Consider the following 22,396-nt stretch of genomic DNA (forward strand, 5'->3'; position numbering starts at 1 on the left):
GGCAAGGCCGATTTCTGCCGGCTCACCGGCGCCACCAACAACCAGAACAGCACCGCGCAATGCACCCTGAGCACCGGCTCCAGCTTCGGCCCGACGTCGACGAGCACGTTGCTCGATTGGGGCCTTGAGGCCGGGCGCGCTTGGACAGGAATCGGGTCTTTGCGCGTCGCGGTTTGCCCTGCCGGCAATCTCGGAAGTCCACCGAGCTGCGAGCTCGCGTCGTCCTCCTGCCCAGGCGGCATGGGGACGCCGCCGAACTGCGAACCCCCAACGCCGTCGTGTCCCGGCGGTCAGACGGGGAGCCCACCCAAGTGTGTGACCGCAAGCGGACCACCTACGCAGCCCACGACCCGCTCCCCGGCGACGACGTTCGTGTACAAGGCGCGGCGCACCAAGGTCGTGAACGTCAAGCTCGTGAAGGGCTGCTCGAAACGGTACCTGAAAGTCTCCGCGGAAGGGGTGAGCGTGACGGCCGTGAAGCGGCTAGCCCGGGGACGTTGTCGCATCACGTTGCGGATCGAATCCTCAGCGAGTGGTACCCGGACGCTCTCGGTGAAGATGCCGCACCGGTCCCGACGAATGATCAAGACCATCCGTGTGTCCTAGCCGCTGGCGGTCGCCTGCCAATGGGGCTTATGGCCCTCCCTTTCCCGCCCCGACATCAACGATAACCGTCCCAACCCTGCCTCGTCCGGCAGAGCTAGCGAGGGCCTACCAAGCTCGGCCTCGGTCTCGGGAAAAGCACTGAGTCACGGAGGAAGTTCTGCGGCGCCGTACCTCAAGCCTGCGAGAGGCACCGGTCACGACGGCAGATCGATAACGCTACCCATCCAACCAGCAGAGGCTGCGAGCCGAGTGAGGACGATCGTGTACTCCTCGCGAACTATCGATCGATAGTCGGGGTACCGCTGCTCGAGCCACATCAGAGCACCGGCGTCATCGCCTCGCATCTCGAACTCTTCGAACTCGTCCTTTTCCTCATCGCTCATGTCGAGCGCAAAACGCCTGCCGACTCGTGTTTCGAGCGTCTCGACGAACGCTCGAAGCGTCAATCCAGCAAGGTTTGCCGGCAACCGAGACAGGCCGACCTCAGCCAGCAGAGCGCGATCAATCCTGATCATGCGGATCCCTCTCTAGCGCCTGTTGCGTCGTCTCCTGAGACGCACCGTCGAGATCGAGCACCGCCGACACTGTCGCTGGAACGATCGAGTCGGCCATAGCGCGTCGCAAGAGCAGCGCGTCCATTGTCCGGGTCTCCAACGAGGTCCGCGACGGTGTTGCGGTCCAAAGTGCGGCTGCTCTCTCGGCTGCGAGCAGCTCATCGCATCTGCAAAAGATGATCGTGGCTTCCGCCGCGAGCGCCGCCTGCATGCGCGGTTGACCGTCAGCATGCTTCGCCAGTTCTTTATGGGCCTCCGAAGGCGACGGACCGAACGCGAGCCTTACTAGACGCCCGTATGAAGTCAACTCGTCGGGGCCAATACGCTCATCGACCTCGCTCAATCGACCAGCCACGATGAAAGCGAGGGCGAGTTCCGTGGCAAGCTCGCGGCGACGTTGTTCGCCGTACGCTGAAAGGTTTGACTTATCTCGCGCCATCCCAAAGCTCTCGGCAAGGAAGGCGATAGCCTCGTCGAGAAGCCCTTGACAGAGCAGCGCGCGACCTCGCCCCACAGCCCCACCGATCCAGTCGGGTGAGCGCGCCAGAGCCTCGCGGTAGAGGCGCTCCGCGTCGGCGAAGGCGCCTGTGCACGACAACGCATTGCCGAGCGAGTCCACGAAGGGGAGGTCGGTAAGATGGTCCGCGCGGCGTTCCATTAGCCGCGAAACGACACGCTCGCGGCTACCACTAAGCCCAAAGGCGCGAATCAGCACGCGAACGCCAACTGCCGCGCGCCCAGGGTTCACCGTCAGCAGTGCGGATAGGAGCTCGTCGGCTTGGGCCTCGCGCCCCTCCCTAGCTTGTCCGGACTCAGCCGCCGTCCAAGACGCTGAGTTCTCGAGGAGACGTAGCAGCGTATCCCCGATGCTCTCGCGAACAGGAGCGTCGTCCTCGATCTCCTGCAGCGGCCCTGCAAGGCCCAAGGCGATTTCTCCAGCAACGTCATCGAAGCCGTTGGTCACAAGCCACGCCGCTCGTAACGCGTCGAGGCTGACCCTTGCGTCTTGATCAAGCGCGAGCCGGCCGCGACGCGCGAGTCGGTCAATTTCATCGAAAGCGCGGCCGATCAACGGGGAGAAGGTCGCGTCCTGCCGGGCAGACGACACGATTGCCTTTTGCAGCGCACCGGCGTCGCGGTCACCAGCACCCAACGCTTCGGCGAGGAGCAGCGGGTAGGCGGCGCGTGCACAGGTGGACAAGGCGAGCTTCGCGGCCTGCCCAACTCGGCGCCGACCAACGAACCACCCGCAGTCTCTGAAGACCGGACCGATCCAAGGAGCTGTCCAGGGCAAGCCCGTAAGCACATAGTTCACGGCCGCGACAATGCCTGCGTCGGTGTCAGACCACAGCTCCAGCGAGACTAGGTCCTGGATGTACTGCGTCCATTCCTCGCTCGCGCCGTGCGGCGACCCAGCGGGAGCACGTTGCAGCAGCCCTGCTCGCAGTGCCCCAGCAACCCGCGTTAAGACCGGGTCTGACTCAGCCGACTCGGCTAGGGCTTGCCTCAAGACAGCTCGCGCCGTCTCGTGTAGCGACGACTTGCGCATGAAGCTGTAGCGTTTGGTTAGTTCAGCGACGGCGGAAGACGGCGAGTCAGCAGCCGCGCAGACGAGCTCTCGCGGGTACGTAGGCGGCGCAATAGCGAGTGCGACGAGCAGGGGGTACGCGGTCTCGCCGCTCGGCAGTTTCGCGTCACGAAAAAGCACTGTGATGATGTCGGCGACATCCACGGCTCCGCCGCCCAGGACCTGCATCACCGAAGTCTCATCCTTCCAAGGGTCAGGCTCGCCCGCGAGTATTGCCTCGGCAACAGTCGCCGCCCACAATGGCAAGCCGCCGGATGCGTCCAGCACAGCTTCTACGACCCAACTCGGCGGTGACGATGGGAACCCGTGGAGAGCATCATGGTGCGCCCGAATCAGCTCCAAGACCTTGTTCCCGTCGAAGGGGCTCAGTTCCAAGTCAAGCGTTGACCCTGGAAAGGTCTCCAGGAACCTTGGAGCTTCTACCAAGGAACCGTCTTCCGAAGGAAGACGGACGAGGCGACCGGCGAAGGTCAGGAGGAGTCGGCGATGGGCTCGAACCGCTGCAGTGTCGAAGAGCGCGACGATCCGCCGAAGAACCTCCGTGAGATTCTCCGCTTTATCGAACGCTATGAGGACTCGCTCGTTAGCGGAGCCGCATCCTTCAACGTACTCACGGAGAACCTCGGCAACGTACGCATCGAGGTCGGTTGCAACAGCCGAATCCGCCTCGTCCAGCTCACCCTGCCGCCGTAGCGAAGCGATGACGTCCGTGACGGACGTCGCTCCAGCCGAAACGGCTTGCGCGCCGGCGACAACGGCGTTAGTGGCGGTAGCGGCGAGTTGCCCGAAAGCAAGTTGTTCGACGGCCGCGGCACTGAAGAACCGTAAGCTCTCTGCAGCGAGCGACCGCACGCTTGGCCACAGGGCAACAGTCGATTCGTCCGAATCTGGGGGAGGGCCGGCGAATCGCACCGCAGACCCGATGCGGTCAAGCCGGACTGCTGCCGCGCGAAGTGCCCGCTCCTGTACCGGTGTCCCCGGCAGCGCCCGGAGGAGGGCTGCGATCGGCGGCTGTGCCGGGAGTGCGGAGCAGTCAATAGAAAGCACCGTCGACTGACTGTCTGATTGCAAGAAGTCTTCGGCAATAGTCTGCATGAGCGTAGTCTTGCCAATCCCGCCGAGACCGCGTACGAAGCAGACGTCGACCCCGGCCCCGGGTGGAGAACTACGGACGAACTCCTGGAATCGCTCGCGTTCATCGGAGCGACCGACGCACAAGTCGCGGGACTCAATCACCGTTCGCGACCTACGCGACAGCTCGAAGAGGCAAGGCCTGCGATCGGACGCGCCACGCGCGTCAGACGACACCGAGCACCCGCTCCGCGCTGTCGCGCGGAAGGGGCGCTCCAAGTCTTGACGTCATCCGGTGAGCTCGAAGAGATCCACATCGCGTCGATCAATGGGCAGCATACGCTTACCGATCCTGAGCGTCGACGGTACCCAACAGGACGGGAGCTCGGCCCAGCACGACGGACACACGTGGTTCTCGGAACGGGATGGAGGACGCGTCTACGTTTCAGACAGTTGTCGTAGTTCGCCGTTATCGCGCGTACTCCGCCCGCGCGCTGCCGCGCCGTGGACCAGCGCGGGAACCGACCTGGCCCTCCGCGCGGCCGTTTCGAGCGGACTCCCCGAGCGCTTTACCTCAAGAGCGAGTGACGATGTGATTGCATCTGCGCGTGCGACTGCATCGGGCGGCGATGGCCGAGTTCGTGGAAGAGATTGTGTCCGGCCGCCTGAGGCCAGGAGATGCGCTTCCAACCGAGGTTGCGGTCGCCGAGCGATTCGGGATCAGCCGCGGCGTGGCGCGCGAGTGCGTGCGCGGGCTTGAGGAGCGCGGGCTCGTCTCGGTCCGACACGGCAGCGCGACGACCGTCAACACGCCCGAGCGATGGGACGTACTCGACGAGTTCGTCATCGGCTCAACGGTGGGCGGCCCGTCAGCAGCCGAGCGGATCGACAGCTACCTCGATACACGACGAGTCGCCGAACTCCACGCCACCGGGCTGGCGGCTGAACAAGCGACCGAAGACCAATTGGCGACGCTCGAGGACCACGCTTCGGCACTCCGCGACGCCGCCGCCATGCGGAGCCGTCGCGAGCGCGACCGCAGTGTCATCGAAGCCTACGTGGCCTACCACTCAACGCTCGTGATCGCAGGCGCCAACGCGCCGATCGCGTCGCTGGTCAATCGAATTGTCGGCGCGCTCGCGACCGCCGGCTACCCGTTCGGAAGCCCTTCGTACTGGCGCTCGCGCGGCGCGAGCGATCACGACACCCTCAACGAGGCGCTCCGCCAGGGCGACTCGAACGCGGCTCGTATCGCGATCACTGCGCACCTCGACGAAGTCGAAGACGGCCTGCGAGCGCACGCGCGCCGCATCGCACGGTCCGCATAGGCGATGCGCACCGCAGCCCGCGGAGTACCGACGCGGTCTTACACGACGCGAACCCCTCCGTAGTCGCTGCGCTAAGCCCAAGAGTGCCGCCGCGCCGATGCGTGTGTCTGCGCGCACAGCTGCTGAGCGACGCTCTGACTCGTGCGCCAGGGAACGCAACTGACCGTCACGGGGTACGTCCGCGTGTCCCAGGTGGGGATGCGACGCGCGCCTCGGTTCATCTCGCCAGAAGTCCAACGCGAGGCGATCGAGCGCTGGGTGCGCACGCACCGCGCCCGTCTGACCGACGTGCTCGTCGAACTCGATGAGTCGGGAGCACGTGGCGATCGCCCCAAGCTCGGCCAAGCGCTTGAGCTGATCGAGACGGGCGCTTCGCAGGGGTTGATCGTCTACCGAGTGGCCCGCTTTAGCCGCTCGCTGGCTGACGGGGTCGCGATCATCAAGCGCGTCACCGCCAACGGCGGCGAGTTCTATTCCGCCGACGACGGGTTCGACACCAGCACCCGAAGTGGCCGGTTGATGCTGCACGTCTTGCTCTCGCTGGCCGAGTCCGACATCGAGATCGTCCGAGACGGCTTCGAAGTCGCACACCTGAAAGCCACCGCGCGCGGCGCCTACCAAGGCGCCTACACACCGCTCGGATACCGCCTTACGCGCGCTGCCAAGCTGCGCCCAGACCCGCGCACCGCGTCGATCGTCACCGAGCTCTTCCAGCGACGCGCTCGCGGAGAGTCCGTCGCCAGCCTCTGCCGATGGCTCGAACAACAGCACGTGCTGACTCCCAAAGGCAACCCCGGCTGGAAAGACGGCACACTGCGCTACCAGTTCACCCGCCGCGTCTACCTCGGCGAGATCAGCTGGAACGGGCACGTGCACGAAGGCGCCCACCCCCCGCTTACCGATCCGGACACCTGGCACGACGCCCAACAGCCACGTCAGCGCAGCATCGACTGGAGCCCGCGCCCATCGCTGCTGTCGGGACTGGTGCGCTGCGCCAGCTGCAGCATGGTCATGAGCCCCATCCGCAGCACCAGCCGCCACCCCGAGATCGTCAATCACTACCGCTGCCGGGCGATCAGCGCCGGAGGCGCCTGCCCCGCCCCCGCCAGCATCACCACCCAATACCTCGAGCCCTACGTCGAAATCGCCATCCTCGAGGTGCTCCGGCGACGCAGACGCGCCCCACAAGCCGCGCTCGAAGCCGCACAACACACCCTCGACCGCGCAGAACGAGACCTGGCCAAATACCGCGACAGCCCACGAGTCCTGCACGTGCTCGGCGAAATGGACTTCGCCGCCGGCCTGCAAATCCGCGCCGACCGCGCCCGCGATGCCCGCGCACACCTCGCCGCCGTCCGCGCGCGATCACGGCTGCACGCGCTCCCACCCACCGAGCACATCGAAGCTCATTGGGCCGACATGCCCATCAGAGCCCGCCACGAGATCATCCGCGCCGTCCTGGATTGCGTGTTCGTCAAACCAGGCCGCCTAGACGTCGAAGAACGCGTGATCGTCTGCCCGCACGGCACCGCCCCCACGCGCCTCCCCCGCGCCGGCGACAACCACAGCCGTGCTCGTCCCTACACACCGCCCAAAAGCCTTCCTACCGCGACAGCCCAACGTTCGGCATACCTCTGGTCCAGGACGCGTATCGAACGCGAACTGCGCCAGTTCCTACGAGGCCGTAACCGATGGCCGTCACGAGACGAGTTCCACGCCGCTGGCTACAGACGCCTGCAGACCAACGTCGTCCTCGGCGACGGCGAGCACTATTGGGCGCTTCGCACTCACACCCCCATCGACAACCACGACGCCGTGGCGCCTTGGACCGAGCGCCGCATCCGCGAGACGCTTGTGCTCTATCTCGCCGACAAGCACAGCTGGCCAACCTTCGCCCAGTTCTCCCGCGACGGCATGCAGTCGCTCCGCTACGCCCTTATTGAGACCGGCGGCGTGCGCGCCTGGCAAAACCTCTTCCCACACCCTGCCGAACGCCGCAATGATCGCCGAGAGTCAGGCTGGGACGAAGGCCAGATCCGCACCGAGCTAACTTCCCTACTTGCAGGAAGGGCCCGCTTTCCCACGCGACGCGAGTTCGCGGACGCCAATCAGGAGCGGCTCTATAGCGCCCTCATTCGACACGGCGGCGTGAGCCAATGGGCCCGCGAGTTCGAGCTCCCCACGGCCCGCCCGCGAGATGAACCCCCGTCCGGACGGCGCCCTTAGGGTTGCCCCCTGTATACCGAGCCTTCGCCACCGGTAGAAAAATTGGTCGGCCGCGGTGAGGGGTTCAAAGCTTCGAGGAAGCGCTCCGCAATGCAGGGTGCCTTCGCCGAGCCTCTGCAGGCTTGTTCGGCCCGGTGCCTCGCCGAGCGGTGCCGTGGCTGTGGTTGCCGTGGCAGTGGGAGAAGACGCCCTTTGCCAACGATCTACACATCCAGTACGGTCAGATCGTGAGCGTCTCTGATCGCGCCATCTACCCCGGTCAAGCCGACCGGGTGGTCGACGCAATCAAGGCCTCGGCCGATGTGGAGTTCAACATCGCTGAGCGACTGAGCGGCAAGGCTCGACAGGCCTTCGCGCTTGCCGCCGGCATGTTTACGGTCGCCCAAGCGGTGGCGCTCGGCGCTTTCCGACCAGGCAACGTCAACACGGTCGAAGCTCGCTGGATCCTTGGTTTCGCGCTTGCAGCGGTCATCGCACTCGCCGCAGCTGCCCTGACCACGGTCAAGGCAGACGCCACAGTGGTATCCGGCGACCTATCGCTTGATTTGCTCGAGGATGAGTTGAACCTCGCGTATACCGGCGACCAAGACGTGGTTGGTCGTATCGGGACGTACTACCTCGGCGTCGTGCGCTCTCGCCGCGAAGCCAACACAGTGCGACGTCGCTGGTACCGCCGCGTTCGCGTTTGCGTCGTCGTGTGCATCACCGCAATTGTCAGCGAGCTCGTCGTCTCGCTGGCGGCTCGAATGGCATGAGCACGGGCGATGACACTTCACGCGCGGGCAACGAGCCCGTTCTCCCAGACCCTCAAGCGAACGACGCCTCCGCCGCGCCGGCATCGCCCCGCCACGTCGATAGATCTCCCTTCGCCCATGTCGACAGACACGGGCCGGAGCGACGCTTCGTCTCAGCAACCGACGACCAGCTGGCCCGCCAAGAGTTCTCCCGACGCGCGCGCAGCGAGCGACCGCACGACTCGTCTCTCAAATGGTCACCTCATGCAGGGCTTCCCGCTCGCCGGACGGGTTCTCGAATCGTTCTGGTCCTCACGCTCCTTGCGCTTCTGGCACTGCTCATCCTGATGTTGCTCTGAACGGCCGTACCGCTGCAACTGTGCTGCTGCAGCACTGACGCCCCCCTTTGCTTCTCGCCCGAACGCTGCGGGCCACACCGGGGCGCCGCGCCCGGGTGGCTCGCGCGTAGCGACGATCCGGGCTGCTGTAGAGACGACCGGGTCGCTCGCGATACACCCAGGTTTCATAACGCGACGCACACGACGAGCCCGGCCCTCCGCGCGAGGCCAGGACCAACACAGGCTCGGCGAGCTGTCCATGGCCGACGTTTCGCGCGTCACCCACGCCAAAAACCTGGGACAGCAGCTTGTCTGCGCCTCCTAGTGGTCATGAGCAACCTCACATCCCTGCCCGCCCTCCCCCTCGACCAGCCCCTTCTGAATGCCAACGACGCAGCCGGGCTGCTGGCCGTGCGACCGAGCTGGATCTACGAGGCCGTCCGCTCCGGTCAGCTGCCCTGCCTGCGCATCGGCCGCCACATCCGCTTCACACGAGCGATGCTCGAAGCGTGGCTTGCCGAACAGTGCTCCTGACGCAAACACCGAGCGAGCGCAACACGCCGCATAGGACGGACGACTCTAGTCGTTCCCCTAATCGTTCGCCCCCCGAACGACTACACGCGCCCCGATCCCCCGTCCAGAGCTGTTTCTGGCCCGATCGAAAATCCGACCACCCGCACCCACCGGAGTGATTGAGGGTGGTCGGATTTTCTCAGGGCAACGGGTCAGGCAGGGGGATCAGGTCAGAGAGACCGGGGGGCGAACGAGGTCAGATTCGTAAAAGCAAGAGATGCACTGAGGTCCAAGGACGGACAGAGATGAAAACCAGAAGGAATCAGAACTACAAGCCAAGAGCAACGGCATGAGCGACGCCAACGGACAAGGAATAAGGCGGGTCCGAACGCGTTGGGAACGAGTCGAAGGCAAGCGTGATCGAGACGTGCTCGAGTGGGTCGCGCGATTTCGATTCGTGACGGCCGCCGCGACAGCGGAGCAATTCGGTGTCGACGTGGTCAACGCGCGTCGTCGGCTCAAGCGCATGGAACAGGCCAAGCTGCTCGGCGTCATGCGAAGCGGCGGCACGGCCCCGATCTTCTACGTGGCCAGCGCTGGACGTCAGCTACTCGGGTTGCCATGGCGCGCGGCGCCTCGCGGCGATCTGCAGCGCGCGCACGAACTCGCGATCGTCGACCAAGTCACCCGCTTTGAGCGCCACGCCGCCGAAGGCGTCCGCGTGCTCACCGAGCGCGAATGCCGCCGCGCAGAAGCCGACGGCGCCGGCCAGTTTCACGTCACGGTGCGTGGCGAAGGCCCCCGCGGTCTGGCCGAACGGTGGCCCGACATCGTCCTGGTCGACAGCCAAGACCGTCGCGTCGCAGTCGAGCTTGAGTTCTCGCCCAAGCACACCGCGCGCCTGCAACGAATCGTCGAGGGCTTCCTCGACTCGCGCGAGTACGCCCAAGTGCTCTACCTCGTCGACAGCGTCCCCCTCGCCCGCCGCCTCACGCGGCTGATCGACGACGGAACTGCCAGACGCTCGGCCAACGCCACCAACCGGATGTTCGATATCCGCGCCACCGACGTCCGCGTGCTGGCCTGGCACGACGCCGACCAAGCCGTCACCGAAGCGATCGACGCCGAACGCGCACGCTCGCGGCCGCGCGAGCGGGCTGCGTAAAGAAAGGTGGGACAACCGTAGGTCTGCGCCTCCTAGTGGACATGGCCAGACCTACACCCCCCTCCCAAGGCCCGCAGACCATGACCGCGCTGCTGGGCGCATGCGCAGCTCTCGCGCTTGCCCCGGCACTCGCCACCGGAGGCATCGCCGCCATCGCCATGCGCCGACGGGGGCTGCGGTTCACCTGGAGCCTCGCCGCCCTCCCGGTCCTCGCGCTCCCGCTGCTCGCCATCGGGCCGCTCGACGCCGTCGCGAACCTCGAACGCGAACTGCGATCGCTGCACGCGGGCGCCCCGCGACCTCTCACGCTCATCAACACGGCCGCGGCGTTCTGGCTGCCGTGCAGCGCCCTTGTCGCCACCGCGGGCAAGCTGTGGATCGACCGACGAGACCGGCTACACGGCGGCTCGCGCGAGACCCGTAGCCGCGCATCCCTCGGCCCCCTTCAACTGCTCGCACTACGCCACCAGCGCGCGAGAGCAGCCGCAGCCGGCCGCACCGGCCCAGACGGCACCTTCTTGCTCGGACACGACTCCACGCACGGCCGCCCGTTCCGGGTGCCGCTGCCGCAGGCGCACGCAACCATCGTCGGCGGATCGAACACGGGCAAGACCAACACCGCTGAGATCCTGCTCGAGGGCGCCGCTGCCGCCGGCGGCAGCTTCGTCATCCTCGACGGCAAAGGCGGACGCGACCTGGCCCGCAGCGCGTACGTCCTCGGCGAGCGCTACGCGCGCCCAGTCGCCCTGTGGTCGGTGCTCCCCTACGGCGATGAGCAACTGGACGCGCTCCGCTTGCCGTGGAATGTGGCCGGAGGCGGCAACCCGACCGAAATCAAGGACCGGATCGCCAGCAGCGAAGAGCAAGCCGAGCCCTACTACGAAGCCGTCGCCGCACGCGGCGTGCTCGCCGCCACGCAAGCCCTGCACGCCGTCAACGACGGACAAGCCGATCTACGCAGCCTCGCCGAGCTGCTCGACAGCCCCGACAACAAGCTCATCGCCGCGCTCGAGCACGCAGACCCCACCCGCTTTGAGAGCACGCTCGCCTGGCTCCGAACGCTCGGCGACGCCGAAAAGTCCGGCCTGCGCGGCATGGGCCTACGCCTGCACACGATGATCGCCTCCGACGGCGGGCAATGGCTCCTGCCAGACCCACGTGGCCAAGAGATCGACCTCTACACAGCCATCCGGGACGGCTGGCTAGTGGTCTTCACGCTCCCACAGGGCAGCTACCCAGAGCTGATCCCGCACGTCGCGCGGTACACGATCTCAGCCGTCAACGCCGTCGCCGGCCGCCTCGAACGCGAAGGCCACACCGCCAACGCCGTGCTGTTCATCGACGAACTCTCCGCCTTTGACGGAGACCAGCTCTGCGCGACCTACGAACGCGCCCGCTCAGCGGGCATCCGCGTCGCGACCTCCACGCAATCGCTCTCAAACCTCGAAGACGTCGGCGGAACCAAGCTCCTGCACGCCGCACTCGACAACGCCGAGCTGATCATCGTGCACCGCCAAGCCGTACCCGACACGGTCGAGCTGCTCTCCAGCCTCGCGGGCACCGTCGAAGCCTGGGAGCACACGCACAAGATCGACGACGCCCACAGCTTCCACATGGGCCTGGACGAGGTCGGCGAGCGCAACCGTCGCCTCACCGACAAATTCCGCGTGCACCCAAACCAGATCAAACACCTCGGCAAAGGGCAAGCCGTCGTCATCAGCCAACGCCCCACCCTCTCGGCAACGCCCGTGAACATCGCGCCCGGCCTCAGCGCAATCCGTCGAGGCCACGGATGACCGCACACGCGTTCGTATCCACCTTCGTATCCGAGTCCAGCTTCGTATTCGAATCCGAAGCCATCTTCGCCTCCGCAACCGGATCCGACTCCAGTCCCGGATCTCACCGCGGCTACGTCTGCGTCTGCAGCTCCGACATCGCATCCGTGACCCGCTACGCCCACCAAAGCGCTGCGACCAGCAGGCAGCTTCCGCTCCACCTTCAACGCTACAGCCACCTACGGAAGGGCAGCTCGATGCCAGCACGGACGATCACGATCTCACAGCAGAAGGGCGGTGTCGGCAAGAGCACCACAGTCGTCGAACTGGCTTGCGCTTGGGGGGTACATGGCGTCGTTCCCCGCAACGTCGCGCCGATCAAGCCTGGCGCGAGCAGAAAAGAGCCCCGGCGCGTCCTGGTCATCGACCTAGACCCGCAAGCCGGCGCCACCGCCAAGCTGGGCGTCAACCCCGAAGAGATCGCTCCCGAGCAGTCAGTGATGGCCGTCCTCGAAGACCCGCATCACCCGATCGAAAACAGCCTGTGGGCCGGTGTCTATCCGGGCTACGGGATCGACCTGATCCCCGGACACTTCGAACTGGAAGGCACCGAAGCCGAACTGGCTCGCCGACAGGGCGCCTTCTCCATCCTGCGCGACAAACTCGCCGCTGTCGCCGAACAGTACGAGTACGTGCTCATCGACAGCCGACCCTCCCTGGGCCTGCTCACCATCAACGCCCTCTTTGCCTGCAGCGAAGTGCTGATCCCGGTCAAGCTGATCGACACCGAATGCACCAACGGCGTACGCGCCGTACTCGGCGCGCTCGCAGACGTCGCCGAACATGGCGGAGAACTCCAGCTACTCGGCGCTCTGGCCACCTTCCACGACGCGCGCAAGCAGACCGTCGCCGACGCCATCCGCACATACGTGTCCGGCAACCTCGGCGTGCCGTTCCTTCAAACGGTCATCCCAGACCGCAGCCAGTTCGGCAACGCCGCCCTGGAAGGCTCGCCCGTGAACCTCTGGCGCCCCAACACAGACGGCGCCTCCAGCTACCGCCGCCTCGCCGCCGAGATCGCCGAACACGCCCCGGAGATCGCCTATGCCGCTTGATCCCTCCAACAGGCGCAAGTCCGCCTTCATGAGCAAAGTCTTCGGAGACGAGGATGCTCCAAGCGGGCCGAGCCGACCGACGCCTCCCGCCGGGCCCAAGCCGCCCGCCCCGGCGAGCGCCGAGTCCGCGCCCGCCGACGCAACGACGGCCGAACCAGAGGCGCCGGCCGCTCGTGGAGCTGGGAGCAGCATGCCTCCCGTGCCGCCCAGCGAGCCGAGCGCACCCGAGGCGACCCAACCTCCCGCTGCGCCAGCGCCCGCCGCGCCCAAGGCACCCGCGAAACCGAGCGCTCGCAAGCCAGTTGCCAGGACCGCGGGCGCCGACACCGGTGCGCGGCTCACGGTCCCGCCTGTCGGAGCCCGCCAGCAGGACCGATTCCAATGCCGACTGACGTCGGTCGTCAGCGAGAACGTCACGCAAACCGAGCAGCTGCTTGCCCACCGGACCAAGCTCAGCCTCAACGCGATCCGCGAGATCGCGGTCTGGTCCGCGCTCGGCGACCCGGACAACGTCGACCGCTTCATCGCCGAAGTCCTGCCCAAGTGGCTCAACGGACGCAACGAAGCTACCGTCCGCGCCGCCACGGGGACCTGACCTAGCCGGGCGCGGGCCCCACTGCCCGCGCCCGCTGGCGCTTCAGGGCCGGCGGCGGCCAGATGGAGGAGATGGTCGCTTTCGGGCATCGCGGCAGGGCTGCTGCTTGGCCGGTGGCCGCTGGACTCGCACCCACAACGATCGGGCACCGCATCGCGCTGTCGCACCGAGATCAACAACCGACGGACCCCTTCGGGGCGGCCTACGGCCAGTCGGTCTGTCGATCGCGGTGCTTTCGCGCGCCGTCGGCACCCGACACGGTGGGCACAGCCAGCAACCACCACCAAGGAGCCCCGCCGAGATGACCGAGACCGCCACCCCCACCACCACCTCCAAGCCCGCCACCGCCCGTCAGCGCCAGCTGCTCGCAGACCTCTCGGTCGAGCTCGGCCGCGACATCGACGTCCCCGCCACCGCCAAAGCCGCCAGCGCAGTGATCGCCAAGACCATCCGCAAGCACAACGCGCAGCTCGCCGAAACCGGCACCAAGCCCGCTCCGACCCTTCGCCAGGCACGGCTGCTCGAGGAACTCGGCGCCGAGCGCGGCAAGACCTACCAGCTCCCGGCCACGCGCGCCCAGGCCAGCGCCCGGATCAAGCAGATCCTCGCCGCCGGCACCCCGAAGCCGAAGACGGACGCCGCCCCGGAGGCCGAGCTGGTGGCCGCCTAAGGGCGGCCCGCCTGGCGGGGCGAGCGGTGAGGGCCGGGGCCCATACGGGCCCTCGGCGCCCACCCCGGCGGATGTAGCCGGACCGGGCGACTCTAACCACCCAGCGTGCGAACATGCGTTCGTGTCAAGTCAAGGAAGCGCCTACGCACGCTTCAGCGGCCCCTCGAACACGGAAACCCGCTGATGGTCCGCTCGGCGGCCGCCGAACTCCCCAAACTGCAGCTCGCCGACGCGCTCGCAGTCTGCCTGGTCTTTCTGACCGGCGAGCCGAACCGCTACGCACGCGCCGCCGTGCGCTGGCACGCGCGCCTGTGCCTGGAGTCACCGAGCATGGAGCTCGCCGGCGCCTACCGCGCTCTTGAAGCGCTCTCCGGGCTCATCGACGACCCCGCCGCCGCCGCAGCCGACCTCATCGACGTCTGCGACGCCGCCGGCCATCCCGACGTCCGTCGCCGCCCTGACGCGTGGCTCGCCCGCACACGGCGCTGAACCCCGCGCTCAAGAAAGGCGGGACACCGGAGGCGCTGTGCCTCCTAACCGTGCACGGGCGCCCGCCCACCACCAAACCGCGCGGCCACGAACAGCCGCCCGACCTCAGGAAGGAACCGCCATGACCACGATCGTCGATCCCTGGCCCACCCACACGCTGGACGACCTCGAGCTGCCCGACGCTGAGCGTCAGGCAGCCCACATGCTCCGGATCGGCTACAGCACAGACCGGCCCAAGTACATCCAGCCGCACCGCGAAGGCCTCGACGGTCTCGTCGCGCGCGGCCTGCTCGAGCGCATCGAGCGCCCCGACGGCAGCCTGCACTACTTCATCGCCGGCGAGAACTTCGACCTGTGGGACCGCACCTACAACACGCTCGGCTGGATGGAGTAGAACGCCGTGAGCGCTCCCACTCAGCTGCACCGGCGTCCCGCGCTGGGCGCACCCGACCGATGACCCGCGACCAGGCGGCCGCGTTCTGTCGACGCAACTAAGGCCGCTGGTCGGGCCCGCAGATCGAGCAGTACCTCGCTCAGCGGGGCGTCACCGTTACCGCGACCACCATCCGCTACTGGGCCAAGCCCGCCGCACGCGAGCGCGACGTCAAGCAGAGCGCCGCCAACAAACGCGAGCAGCGCCTCTTCGAGCGCATGACCGACCTGCGCGACGCAGGCCTTTCCTACGCAGACATCGCGCGCGTCCTGCGACTCGACTTCGGCATCGACGTCACCGAGGACACGATCGCGCGCGCCTTCCAGGCCGGTCGCCTCACCCCGAAGATGCGGCGCGAACACGCCCAGCGGGCGCGCTGACCGCCTAGGACCTTCACCGCGACGCGCCTATGCTCAGACAGTGCCAGACCGCCGGTTCATCAGCCCCATGCTGTTGACCGCCGTCGTCACGCCGCCCGCCGATGCGGCCGGGCGCTCGAGCCCAAGCTCGACGGCTGCCGCGGGCAACTGCACGCCCACGCCGACGGCACCGTGCGCCTGTACTCGCGCCCCGGACGTGACTGCACCACGGAGTTCCCGGAGATCGCCGCCGCCGGCCGCCAACTCGGCCGCGACGTCGTCCTCGACGGGGAGATCATCTGCCTCGATGCCCAAGGGCGTCCCGACTTCGAGCGCATCCGCCGCCGTCTGGGTCTGCGACGCTCGCACGCGGTCGCGGCCGTCGCCGTGAGCGCTCCCGTCGCCTTCGTCGCCTTCGACCTTCTCGCGCTCGACGGCCGCCACCTCTGCGCGCGGCCCTACCGCGAGCGGCGCGCCCAGCTCGAGGAGCTGCTCGCCGCCGCCCCGGACGCGGGCATCAGCGCGGTCCCGAGCTACGACGCAGCTAGCACCGACCTCGCGGCCGCCACCCGCGATATGCAGCTTGAGGGCATCGTCGCCAAGCGCCTGGACTCGCGCTACCTGCCCGGGCAGCGCAGCCGCGCGTGGCTCAAGCACAAACACTCGCGCAGCGAGGCGCTGATCGTCACCGGTTGGCGGCCCGCGACCGACCGCGAACCTGACGCGGTGTTTCTCGCGCGCCTGGCGCCCGACGGCACGCTCAGCTACGCCGGACAAGCCAGTTACGGGCTCGCCGCCCAGCGCGGCGCGCTGCTGCGCGCCCTGGATGCGCACGAGCGACGCGGCCGTAGTCGGCACGGTATCCGGTCGGTCCTGCCCGCCATCGGCGTACACGTCGACCACCACGGGCGCGTGGGGGAGGGGGTACTGCGCGACCCCGTCATGCGCCGCTTCAAGGTCCTCTCCACGTTCAACGCCACATAGCGGCGGTGCGCCGAACGGCCGCCACGGCGGCGGCGGGTCGCTCGGCTGCCGCGTCGCCGACTGCGGTGCGTGTTCTTCTGCGGCGCGCTCGCTGTGCGCGAGGTCCGCTGCATAGCGCGTCGCCTGCGCCTGCATCCATCCCGCACCCGCCGTCGCGGCCACGTTCAGTAGCGCGACGGCGACCCCGAGCGCGGTCACGATGAGGGTGAGGACCGCGATGACGTCGGGACGCGACCCGCTGACTTCTTGTGACGGTCGTGCACGGCGCGCGCCGGCGCGCTTGTTCTTGTTCTTCTTTCGCTGTATAGCCATGTCTGAGTGCCTTTCGTAGGTTTGTCAGTGATTGGTGTCGTTCTGCGATCCTTTAGAAGGTCCGCAACTGCTGTCTTTTTGAACGTACGCCACGCGTCCGAAAAAACTGGCCCGTTTCGCAACTTTCTTTCTGCGGGTTCTGGGGGGGGCGACCTCTCGCCCCCGGTTGGGACCCCCGGCCAAGGCCCTCAAGCCAAAGTGCCTGACCGGCGAACACGTCGCCGGGAGCTCGTTATCGCTGTGCGCTGCGCACCTCCTCGGTCACCACGGCGAAGCCCCGGACCCGCCGGCCGAGGGCCGTCGTGACGTCGCTCGATCGCTCTGCTTCTCGCTCTTTACGTCTGGGCGCTCGCGCGCTTTAGAGCCCCGGCGCTGGGGCCCTGGGTGGCCGCGACTATCCGACGACGCTCGGAGTTCGCTGGCGCTTCTGGCCGGTGAGCGGCCATGTGTGGGAGACGGTGCCTTTCGGACACGACTGAGGCTTCTTTGGGCCGGTGGCCCGCTGGACACGCACCCACCACTTTCGGGCCTGCTCCGCGCTCTCGCGCACAGGCCCAACAACCGACTTCCCCTGCGGGCGACCTACGGCCGGTCGGTGGTCGAGCTATCCGTGCGCTTCGCGCTCCGTCAGACCCGGTCGAAGTGGGCACAGCCAGCAAGCACCGACCCTCAGGAGCCCACGCACATGTCCGAGAACACCGCCACCACCACCTTCAAGCCCGCCACCGCCCGTCAGCGCCAGCTGATCGCCGACCTGGCCGCCGAGCTCGGTCGCGAGATCAAGGTCCCCGCCACCGCCAAGGCCGCCAGCGCGGTGATCGTCAAGACCATCCAGGAGCGCAACGCCGCGATGGAGGCGCTCGGCAAGAAGCCCGAGCCGACCGCCGCCCAGCTGCGACTGCTGGAGAAGCTCGGCGCTGAGCGCGGCAAGACCTACAAGGTCCCCGCCACGCGCGCGCAGGCCAGCGCCCGCATCGCTCAGATCCTCGCCGCCGGCGCCGTCCCCGAGGGCAACACCACCACGGCCGACGCCCCCGAGACCGAGGTCGCCGCGGCCGCCTAACAGCGGCCGCCCCGGCGGGGCCCAACAGCCCCGCCTCTACGCCCCCGACAAACGAAGGAGCACCCGATACCCCCGCAGACGCTCGACGACCTCTGGGACCTCACCGGGCCCGAGCGCGGCAAGGCCGTACGCCGCTCGACGCCTTCCGGCCAGAGCGTGTCGGCGGTAGCGGTGACGATCGCGGCCAGGTCGTAGTTGCCGGTCTTCGAGCGGTAGATGACGGTGCTGCCCAGCGTCGGCTTCATGGCTGCTGCTCCTCGTCGGCGGTGGTGATGACGACGAGCGATCCAGATGGAAGGGGACGACGTGATAGCGCTGAAGCTACGCGCTAATGGTCGAGAAGCGCGTCTCCATTCCGTTGGGTCGGTTCGTCTACGTCCGGGAGCACGTCCCGCTACGGGGCGCGTACATCTACCCCCTCAAGTACTTCGGTGACGAACGGTCCCTCGATCCGAATGACTACCTCGAAGTTCTGCGCGTGGTCCCGGTCCGCGGAGTTGATGTCGCCGTGACTCGCGGTGGCGGCATGTTCGTGCGAGGGCCCCAGAAAGCGGACACCGAGTTGGAAGCGGTCGCTGAGATCCTGAACCTGCTGCTGTGTGAATTCGCGTTCATGTCTGGCCTGTACTCCCAGCCGGTGTCTGGTCACGATGTTCAAGCCGGCAAGCTGATCGGCCTGCACGCGGCCATCTTCGGCGGCGGAGGAGATTTCGCAGAGCGGACCTGGGGACCTGCGGCGCTGCTCGCCTCCGATCCTGGAAGCGCCGGCATGCGACCAGGGGAGAATCTGTACTGGCCGCCGTTCTTCTACTGGAACACGCACGACCCCTCCGTGCTTGAGCAGCTCGACGGTGTGCCAGTAGCCACGGCCCTCGCAAAGCTGTCGAAGACGTTGCCAGCCCTTATCGTCGCGGCCGCGTACCACGCTGCGCGTCACAACCTGGCCGAGACGATCACGACCTGCTGGTTCGTGACCGAGCAGCTCCTTTTCAGCCTCTGGCAGGACTACATCGCCGCGATCGAGAGCGGCGAGCGAAGGAGCCGCCTCAAGGACTACCGCACCTATACGGCGGCCGTGCAGATCGAGACGCTGCAGGCCGTCGGGCACGTTGACGACGAACTCGCGGCTCAGCTGCATGCCGGGCGCAAGGTCCGCAACGACATGGCGCACAAGACCGCGATGAGCCTCGATGCAGCCAGCCAGTCGCTTCAAACGATGTACGCGGCGCTGGCTCGGCTCGACTTCCCGGTCGAGCGCCTTCCCGGGTTCAGCTGGTACGGGTCGGGCTTCATGAACTACGACGATGCCATCGAGCCGGACTTCCCGTTCGGCCTCGCCGATTGGTGACTCGCTCTGCGCCCGCCCGGCTCTCCTTTGACTGTGTGGACAATGCTCGCGAGGGGGCGGAGCCGCATGGTGACGCTGATGGCGCCGGCTTGCACGGGAGACGCTGAGGGCGCTTTAGGGGCGCGTCAATCCGAGGCGAGCGCCGCCCGGCGAGGTCGTCGACTGGCGACAGCGGTTGAGCGCACCCGCGTGCCCGCGCGAACGGGGTCTCCCAGCCACCCGCGGGGCCAGACGCTGCAGTCGGCTCCATGACGACGTCGCACAACGCCCGCGCGGGACCGAAGGGCTGTAGCCCGTGGACGGGCCGCCCTTGCCGGTCCCGTCGGAGCGGGTCTCAGCGCACTCGCACTTCATCGCGCGCGAGGTCGCCATAACACCCCGAGCGTCCAAGCGCTCGGGCGGCCTTCTACGGCGGTTTTTAGGGGCGTAGACGTCATAAGAAGCATTACCGGGCGCTGCTAGGGGCGACTCGTTGAGTCGGATTTCGATGCCTGGTGCTCCGCCAAGCTTCGCTCGAATGCCTGCCTCGCTGATCGGCTGAAGTCGAGCAGGTCGACGCCAGAGATGTTCATGCGGATATATAGGTCGGCGTTGCTTGGCACGTCTTGGCCGTTCGTATAGAGCTCCGTCGCGATAGAAGGTCCCTCAGCTGGCGGGTCGGGACCGAGGTAGATCACCTGGCAGGCGGGACTCACGGTGTTGTCTCGGGATGCAACCTCGGCGTTGATCTTGGCCAGCACATTCATGTAGTCCTTGGGGTCTCTTGGCCTGAAGTCCTTCAATCTCTTCAGTCGCGCGCGCTGCTCAGGCGTAATTTTGAGCGCTCCGCTGCCGTCTCCACCCCACCCTGAATTGGAGGATCGTCCACGCGCTTGGCGTGAAAGCTGAACGCCTTGAGGGGGCGGCGACGTGTCCACGCCCCGTCGGAATCCCCCTCGCGGACATCGGTATTTCGGACCTGCAAGACCCATGCGTCTTGAACCGGCTTCGGCCCCATGAGGATCCCCGTAAAGGAATGGTGGAATCGACGGAACTCGGGAATCCGGGACGCCTCTGACCGAATCCGCTCGGCCATCTCGTCGACCGTCGTCGGCTTGTCATCCACGAACATCCAGCTGAGCCACTCGGAGACCGAGACACGCCGGCGCGTACCCGGCGCATAGATCTGTGGTGGTCCGCTACTCGATCCTGGGGCCAGCTCAAACAGGTTGGGCTGCGGGGCGACGATTTCGCCGACACCGGTGTATGTCCAGGCCAGTCGGGCACCGTAGCCCGTCTCGACGAGCATGTACTTCGGGGACCATCGGTCCAGGGGACGAGGAATCAACTTCCCGCCCACATTGCGTAGCTCTGACACACGAAAATCTGACGAGAGCCACAGGCCCCATCGGGCCGCGATGAACAGGTTGAGCGTCACGACACAATAATCGCGCCCGGGCGGACCGAACCCGAAGGCGTCGCTCGACACCGCTACTTCTCAGGCGCGGGCGCGGCTCTGGCGGCAGGCTCGAGCTGCTGGGTGCTCTCCGGCACAAAGCGCCGCAGTCAGCGCGGACGACGTTCGGCATCCAGTCGAGGGGCAGAGCCAACGTCTGCTTGGTCGCCCACTCGCCAACGCGTGCGCGCAGTGACCGGTGCCCTCGGGCCTGAAAACTCCGTTCTACGGACCCGACGGATCGTTCCTCCGCGATCCCATCGGCGGCAAGCCGCCATCGAGATAGAACGCTGCAGTGGTCTTCGGCCGGTGGCTTAGGCTGCATGCAGAACTCGTCGCAGTCTGCGTCCGGCAGCTCGCAGAGTCCACACGGCTCGATCATTGATCTGGGCATGAGGGTCCCATCGTTTCGAGCTTGTCGGCGCTTGAGCCGGTTAGCGACTGCTGGTCGGAAGCACTGTCCGTCCTGCGGTTTAACCTAACCCGGAGATGCGTGCTTTCGGAGATCGACGGCGATGACGGATGGACAGTTAGCGCTCGGCGCTGGCGCCGAACTCATCGACGCGGGCGCCGTTGAGGTCCTACCTTCCCCTCCCCTGGTCGCCCAGAGCATCGCGAGTGCGCAGCTGGGAACGGCGCTCGAGCAGCGCAACCTGTTCGCCGAGGCCGAACGCTTGGCCGCCCGAGCGGCACGCGCAACTACCCGCCGCTAGTACGCCTCCATCTACCGCGCGTTCGGCGACTGGCTCACCCGCGAACTCGGGCGGCCCGCGCAGGTCGCCGACGTCGACGCCGACACGATCGCCAGCTACGCCCGCCACATGGCCATCGCCGGCGGCCGCGGCGGCGGCCCCGCCTCACCGGCTACCCAGCGCGTGTACCTGTCGATGATCCGCGCGCTCGCGCGACAGCTCGGCCGCGACGACGCCACCGACACCCGCGTACCGCGACACGAGCCCGGGCCACCGGAGGCGCTCACCGACACCGACTACCAGAACCTGCTGCGCGTGCCGGATCGCCGCACGCTGCGCGGCAAACGCGACCACGCACTGCTGGGCATCCTTGGCGACTGCGGCCTGCGCGCCGCCGAGCTCCGCGGTCTACGCGCGCGCGACCTGCGACGGCCTCGCGCCAATGGCCGCCACCATCAACTCTACGTGCGCGGCAAAGGGGGCAAGGAGCGGGCGGTTCCGGTGCCGGCGGAGACGATGAAGGCGCTTGAAGCCTGGCTGAAGGTGCATCCGCTCGCACGCGGCGTCGCGCTGCTTGACGACGACGAGCTGTTCGTGCGGATCGGCCGACGCGCGCACGAGGAGCCGTTGCCGCTCTCGTCGGAAGCGGTATACCGGATCGTCCGCAAGCATTCGCTCGCGGCCGGCATCCCGCAGCGGCTCGCGCACCCGCATGCGCTACGGACTTACTGGGTCACGCACGCGCTGGAGAGCAACGTGCCAATCCACGAGGTCAAGGCGCACCTCGGTCACAGCGACATCCGCACGACCGCTGCTTATGGGGCCGTGAGGCCGGAGAACATCGGCAGCATTGCCGACGTCCTGGACCGCCGGCATCAGGCCGCGCGTCGCTCCGGTCGCCAGCGGTAGCCGGTCACGGGTCTGCAGGCCTTACCATCCAGGGACTAGGCCCGGGCTCGCCGGCTGCGGCCCTCAAAGCCAGAGCTTCGAGGGCCGCAGCTGC

At 67.3% G+C, this 22,396-nt stretch carries 19 protein-coding genes; 16 read left to right on the forward strand and 3 right to left on the reverse strand.

Annotated features, from left to right (window positions below):
* Nucleotides 1–800 precede the first annotated feature (800 nt).
* Together C8N24_RS33215 and C8N24_RS01330 are read right to left on the reverse strand one after the other, a co-directional pair.
* Complete coding sequence (locus tag C8N24_RS33215) at nt 801–1,121, reverse strand: DUF5663 domain-containing protein (RefSeq protein ID WP_147447548.1); 321 nt, start codon at nt 1,119–1,121, stop codon at nt 801–803.
* Nucleotides 1,108–3,984, reverse strand: coding sequence for an AAA family ATPase (locus tag C8N24_RS01330; protein ID WP_170178765.1), 2,877 nt, complete (start codon nt 3,982–3,984; stop codon nt 1,108–1,110). The genes C8N24_RS33215 and C8N24_RS01330 overlap by 14 nt, the downstream gene beginning before the upstream one ends.
* A 464-nt stretch (nt 3,985–4,448) precedes the next feature.
* On the opposite strand from C8N24_RS01330, the gene C8N24_RS01335 reads away from it, so the two are divergent.
* From C8N24_RS01335 to C8N24_RS01400, 15 genes are all read left to right on the forward strand, one after another.
* Nucleotides 4,449–5,147, forward strand: a complete 699-nt coding sequence (locus C8N24_RS01335) for a FadR/GntR family transcriptional regulator (RefSeq protein WP_147447549.1) — start codon at nt 4,449–4,451, stop codon at nt 5,145–5,147.
* 141 nt (nt 5,148–5,288) lie between these two features.
* Nucleotides 5,289–7,373: a recombinase family protein gene (locus C8N24_RS01340; RefSeq protein ID WP_121247119.1), complete on the forward strand. Its 2,085-nt coding sequence runs from the start codon at nt 5,289–5,291 to the stop codon at nt 7,371–7,373.
* Nucleotides 7,374–7,495: 122 nt separating this feature from the next.
* Nucleotides 7,496–8,128 carry a hypothetical protein gene (locus C8N24_RS01345; RefSeq protein ID WP_147447550.1) on the forward strand — a complete coding sequence of 211 codons (633 nt, stop codon included), beginning with the start codon at nt 7,496–7,498 and terminating at the stop codon, nt 8,126–8,128.
* A gap of 647 nt (nt 8,129–8,775) precedes the next feature.
* On the forward strand, nt 8,776–8,979 hold the full coding sequence (locus tag C8N24_RS01350; RefSeq protein WP_147447551.1) for a helix-turn-helix domain-containing protein: 204 nt from the start codon (nt 8,776–8,778) through the stop codon (nt 8,977–8,979).
* Between the two features lie 328 nt (nt 8,980–9,307).
* Nucleotides 9,308–10,123 carry a hypothetical protein gene (locus C8N24_RS01355; RefSeq protein WP_147447552.1) on the forward strand — a complete coding sequence of 272 codons (816 nt, stop codon included), beginning with the start codon at nt 9,308–9,310 and terminating at the stop codon, nt 10,121–10,123.
* An 80-nt stretch (nt 10,124–10,203) separates the two neighbouring features.
* Nucleotides 10,204–11,919 carry a type IV secretory system conjugative DNA transfer family protein gene (locus tag C8N24_RS01360; protein WP_147447553.1) on the forward strand — a complete coding sequence of 572 codons (1,716 nt, stop codon included), beginning with the start codon at nt 10,204–10,206 and terminating at the stop codon, nt 11,917–11,919.
* Nucleotides 11,920–12,155: 236 nt separating this feature from the next.
* Entirely contained in the window at nt 12,156–13,013 is an 858-nt protein-coding gene (locus C8N24_RS01365; RefSeq protein WP_170178766.1) for a ParA family protein, read from the forward strand.
* Nucleotides 13,014–13,212: 199 nt separating this feature from the next.
* Nucleotides 13,213–13,608: a hypothetical protein gene (locus C8N24_RS01370; protein ID WP_121247136.1), complete on the forward strand. Its 396-nt coding sequence runs from the start codon at nt 13,213–13,215 to the stop codon at nt 13,606–13,608.
* A 301-nt stretch (nt 13,609–13,909) separates the two neighbouring features.
* Complete coding sequence (locus tag C8N24_RS01375) at nt 13,910–14,278, forward strand: hypothetical protein (RefSeq protein WP_121247139.1); 369 nt, start codon at nt 13,910–13,912, stop codon at nt 14,276–14,278.
* A gap of 183 nt (nt 14,279–14,461) precedes the next feature.
* A complete protein-coding gene (locus C8N24_RS01380; protein WP_121247142.1) occupies nt 14,462–14,767 on the forward strand; it encodes a hypothetical protein in 306 nt (101 codons plus the stop codon).
* 121 nt (nt 14,768–14,888) lie between these two features.
* Nucleotides 14,889–15,161: a hypothetical protein gene (locus C8N24_RS01385; protein ID WP_121247145.1), complete on the forward strand. Its 273-nt coding sequence runs from the start codon at nt 14,889–14,891 to the stop codon at nt 15,159–15,161.
* A 257-nt stretch (nt 15,162–15,418) separates the two neighbouring features.
* Entirely contained in the window at nt 15,419–15,580 is a 162-nt protein-coding gene (locus tag C8N24_RS33570) for a hypothetical protein (RefSeq protein WP_170178767.1), read from the forward strand.
* A gap of 171 nt (nt 15,581–15,751) precedes the next feature.
* The gene (locus C8N24_RS01390; RefSeq protein ID WP_245971734.1) at nt 15,752–16,543 is read left to right on the forward strand and encodes an ATP-dependent DNA ligase; all 792 of its coding nucleotides are present in this window, start codon (nt 15,752–15,754) and stop codon (nt 16,541–16,543) included.
* A 997-nt stretch (nt 16,544–17,540) separates the two neighbouring features.
* Nucleotides 17,541–17,918: a hypothetical protein gene (locus C8N24_RS01395; protein WP_121247151.1), complete on the forward strand. Its 378-nt coding sequence runs from the start codon at nt 17,541–17,543 to the stop codon at nt 17,916–17,918.
* Between the two features lie 331 nt (nt 17,919–18,249).
* Nucleotides 18,250–19,266 (forward strand): hypothetical protein, encoded by a 1,017-nt coding sequence (locus C8N24_RS01400; protein WP_121247154.1) that lies wholly within the window; start codon nt 18,250–18,252, stop codon nt 19,264–19,266.
* Nucleotides 19,267–20,053: 787 nt separating this feature from the next.
* Here C8N24_RS01400 and C8N24_RS01405 read toward each other — a convergent pair.
* Nucleotides 20,054–20,683 carry a hypothetical protein gene (locus C8N24_RS01405; RefSeq protein WP_147447554.1) on the reverse strand — a complete coding sequence of 210 codons (630 nt, stop codon included), beginning with the start codon at nt 20,681–20,683 and terminating at the stop codon, nt 20,054–20,056.
* A gap of 839 nt (nt 20,684–21,522) precedes the next feature.
* Here C8N24_RS01405 and C8N24_RS01415 point away from each other — a divergent pair.
* Nucleotides 21,523–22,302 (forward strand): tyrosine-type recombinase/integrase, encoded by a 780-nt coding sequence (locus C8N24_RS01415; protein ID WP_121247163.1) that lies wholly within the window; start codon nt 21,523–21,525, stop codon nt 22,300–22,302.
* The last annotated feature ends 94 nt before the right edge of the window (nt 22,303–22,396 follow it).

This window comes from Solirubrobacter pauli (genome assembly GCF_003633755.1).
GTDB classification, from domain to species: domain Bacteria; phylum Actinomycetota; class Thermoleophilia; order Solirubrobacterales; family Solirubrobacteraceae; genus Solirubrobacter; species Solirubrobacter pauli.